This window comes from Mesorhizobium sp. M2C.T.Ca.TU.002.02.1.1 (assembly GCF_003997225.1).
In genome coordinates this window covers 1-3373 of sequence record NZ_RZTO01000692.1, presented here as the reverse complement: position 1 = coordinate 3373, position 3373 = coordinate 1, and the positions used below count along the sequence as shown (strand labels likewise).

Annotated in this window: 3 protein-coding genes; all 3 read left to right on the top strand. The window is 62.1% G+C overall.

All coding sequences use genetic code 11. The features are described 5' to 3' along the window. Window positions 1-1644, top strand: a 1644-nt coding sequence (locus tag EOD07_RS27680; protein WP_164772589.1) for an NAD(P)/FAD-dependent oxidoreductase, incomplete at its 5' end; no start/stop codon positions are given. 3 nt (window positions 1645-1647) lie between these two features. Continuing rightward, entirely contained in the window at window positions 1648-3138 is a 1491-nt protein-coding gene (locus EOD07_RS27675) for an AMP-binding protein (RefSeq protein WP_127237650.1), read from the top strand. Window positions 3139-3182: 44 nt separating this feature from the next. Beyond that, window positions 3183-3373, top strand: a 191-nt coding sequence (locus EOD07_RS38195) for a nitronate monooxygenase (protein ID WP_206519573.1), incomplete at its 3' end; no start/stop codon positions are given.

The window sequence follows — 3373 nt, the reverse complement described above, 5'->3', positions numbered from 1 at the left end:
GGTCACAACGGCCTGGTCTGTGCCTGCTACCTCGCCAAGGCGGGGCAGAAGGTCGTCGTCATCGAGCGCCAGCCGTTCGTGGGGGGTGCCGCCATTTCGCGCGAGGTCTGGCCAGGGTTCAAGGTCTCCGTCGCGTCCTACTGGATGAGCATGCTGCAACCCAAGATCATGATGGATCTCGAACTTCTCAAGAACGGCGTCGAAGTGATCCCCGTGCCACCGTCTTTCCAGCCATTCGAGAGCGGCGATAGCCTCGTCTTCTGGTCCGACGAAACCCGCATGGTCGAGGAGATCGCCAAATTCTCCAGAAAGGACGCGGAAAATTACCCCAAGTTTTCGGCGCATATGCAGAAGCTCGTGCCCTTCATTCGGCGGATCATGTTCGAGACGCCCGTCGATCCGACGACGCGCAAGGTGAAGGATCTGGCGAAGACGATGGGGCTCGCTTGGCGTCTGCGCGACGCGGCGCCCTACCTCTTCGACATCTGGGACGTGCTGACGCTCAGCGCCTACGACTACCTGAAGCGCTGGTTCGAAAGCGACCAGATGCTTACGGCCTTCGGCAGCTACGCCTCCGGCTCGGCGGGATTCCTCAGCCCGAAGGCCCCGGGGTCGGCCTATGTGCTTCTCCGGCCCTACCTGCGCGACAACACGACCCCAATGGGGCCAGGTGGGCTCATCCGAGGAGGCATGGGCAGCATTTCGGAGGCGCTCCGAAAGGTAGCCGCCGAGCACGGTGTCGAGGTGATAACCGGACACAAGGTCGCGAATGTCAGCATCGAGAACGGGCGGGCTCAGGGAGTGGTGCTCGACGACGGCCGCATGATCAAATCCCGCGTCGTCATCTCCAACGCTGGCGCGAAGATGACCTATTTCGACCTGATCGGTCGGGAGAACTTGACGGAGGAGGTCATTGAGCAAGTCGAACGGCACCGCACCAAATCGATCGCGTTCAAGATCAATCTCGCCTGCAACGCCTTGCCAGATTGGACCGCCTACAGAGGTCGCAGACTGAACCAGCCTACTCCTGGATCGGTGACGCTCGCGGAAAACACCGATGAACTGGAGGAGGCTTTCCAGTCGGCGCAAAACGGCGAGATGTCGCGCCATCCGTATCTGTGGATCACCACGCCGAGCGCATTCGACGACACGGTCGCTCCCGACGGGAAGCATGTCGTCCAGATCATGGGCGGGCACGTCCCATACAAGCTCAACGGCCGCGACTGGAACGAGGTCACCAAGAAAGAACTCCTCGACATCGTTCTTGCTCAGATTTGCAGGTACGCCCCCGGTTTCGACAAGGAGGTGCTGCATGCCCAGATTCTCACTCCCAAGGACATCGAAGAGATGTTCGCGATGACCGACGGCCACGTGCATCACGGCGAGATGAGCCTCGACCAGGTATTCTTCCGTCGCCCGATCGCGCACTACGCCGACTATCGGACGCCCGTCAAAGGCATGTATCTGTGCGGAGCCGCCTGCCACCCGGGCGGCGGCGTCAACGGCGTGGCAGGGCATAACGCCGCCCGCGAGATCCTCGCTGATTTGGGAAAGCCGTTCCCCGCGGCCAAACGCCTCCCGCGCGAGGCAAAACGCACAAGTCGCGAGACCCTTCCAGAATTCCCTTCATCTCTTCGCAGCTGAACGATGACCGAAACCGTACACTCGCATTTGGCTAAAGTCATCGAACGCCAGGGCGGCAAGGTCGCCATTCGCTTCGAGGCCGAGACGCTCACCTACGGCGCGTTCGGCGCGGCTGTGGAGGTTGCGGCCCGACATCTGCAGGCGCTCGGGATCGGCAAGGGCACGACATTCTCGGCATATGCCCAAAACTGCACCGAACTCATGATCGCCTATTACGCCGCCGCGCGTCTTGGAGCGGTGTTCGTGCCGCTCAATCCAAACCTGACCGCTTCGGAAGTCGAATATGCCTTCAGGCATTCCGGCGCGACTCTCCTTTTTCATGACGATTTGGCAGCCGACGTCGCGCGGGCGGCCGTTCCCGCGGGCTCGCTGCGCGGCTTGAAGGAACTGAGGGCTCCGGCCGACGGACTTCCAGCTCTCGAAGAGACGGTCGTCGCGCCCTGCGACGACTTTCTCATCATCTATACCTCCGGAAGCACGGGCGTGCCCAAGGCGATCCTGCTCGACCATGCGGCGCAGGTGGGAGCGGCGACGGCGCTTGCCAGCATGTGGGGGCTGACGCCCGATGACGTGACGCTCGTCGCTCTGCCGCTAGGCTACCTCTACGGCCTCTCGACGGGCGCGGCCGTCGGCTTGCAGTCAGGCGGCGCCGTGGCAATCCTTCGGCGCTTCCATCCGCGGGACGTGCTCGAGGGGCTGCTGTCGCATTCCGCGACGGTGTTTCACGGCGTGCCCACGATGTTCTCGATGATGCTCGAGTATTGCGAGCAACGCGATCTGACATATGACCTTTCGGGTGTCCGCACTCTCATCTGTGCCGGCGCACCGCTGCCCGAGGAAATGCAGGAACGGTTCGCGAAGCGGTTTGGCAAGGTGATCCAGAACTACTATGCTACGACCGAGACCACCCCTGTCTTCGGGACCTTCGCCAGCGATCCGAGGCCTATTCCGAAGGGCGCGGTCGGACGGGCGGCGCCAGGGCTTCAGGTTCGCATCGTCCGTCCCGATGGAACGGACTGCGCCGACAACGAGGACGGCGAAGTTCTCGTGCGCGCCGCCGCGACGATGAAGCGCTACCTGAACAATCCAGAGCAGACCGACGCGGCATTTCGCGACGGTCTGTTCCGCACGGGCGACCTCGGCCGCCGCGACCGCGACGGATATTTCTATCTTACGGGACGCATCAAGGACATCATCATTCGGGGCGGAGCGAACATCTCGCCTTCCGAAGTCGAAGCGGTCTTGGCATCGCATCCGGCTATCCAGGATGTCGCCGTCGTAGGCGGTCCGGACAGGATATTCGGCGAGGTTCCGGTCGCCTTTGTCGTGCTTCGCCATGGCGCAAGCGTCGCGCAGGAAGAGCTCATCGCGTACTCCGAGAAGACTTTGTCCGACTTCAAGGTTCCGCGCACGATCCATTTCGAAACCGAACTCCCCCTCGGCCTGACAGGGAAGTTCGACAAGAAAGCTCTCAAGGCGAGGCTGCAAACCTAAGCCACGAACGCGATGTCCCCACAAGCAAAGGTTCAAGTCCATCGATGAAAACGGCCGCCACGGAACTCCTCGGTATCGAAGCGCCGATCTTCGCTTTTAGCCACTGCAGGGATGTCGTCGCCGCAACCTCCAAGGCGGGCGGCTTCGGCGTTCTTGGCGCAGCTTGGATGACGCCCGAACACCTTGAGCAGGAATTGAAGTGGATCGACGATCATGTCGAGGGCCGCCCCTATGG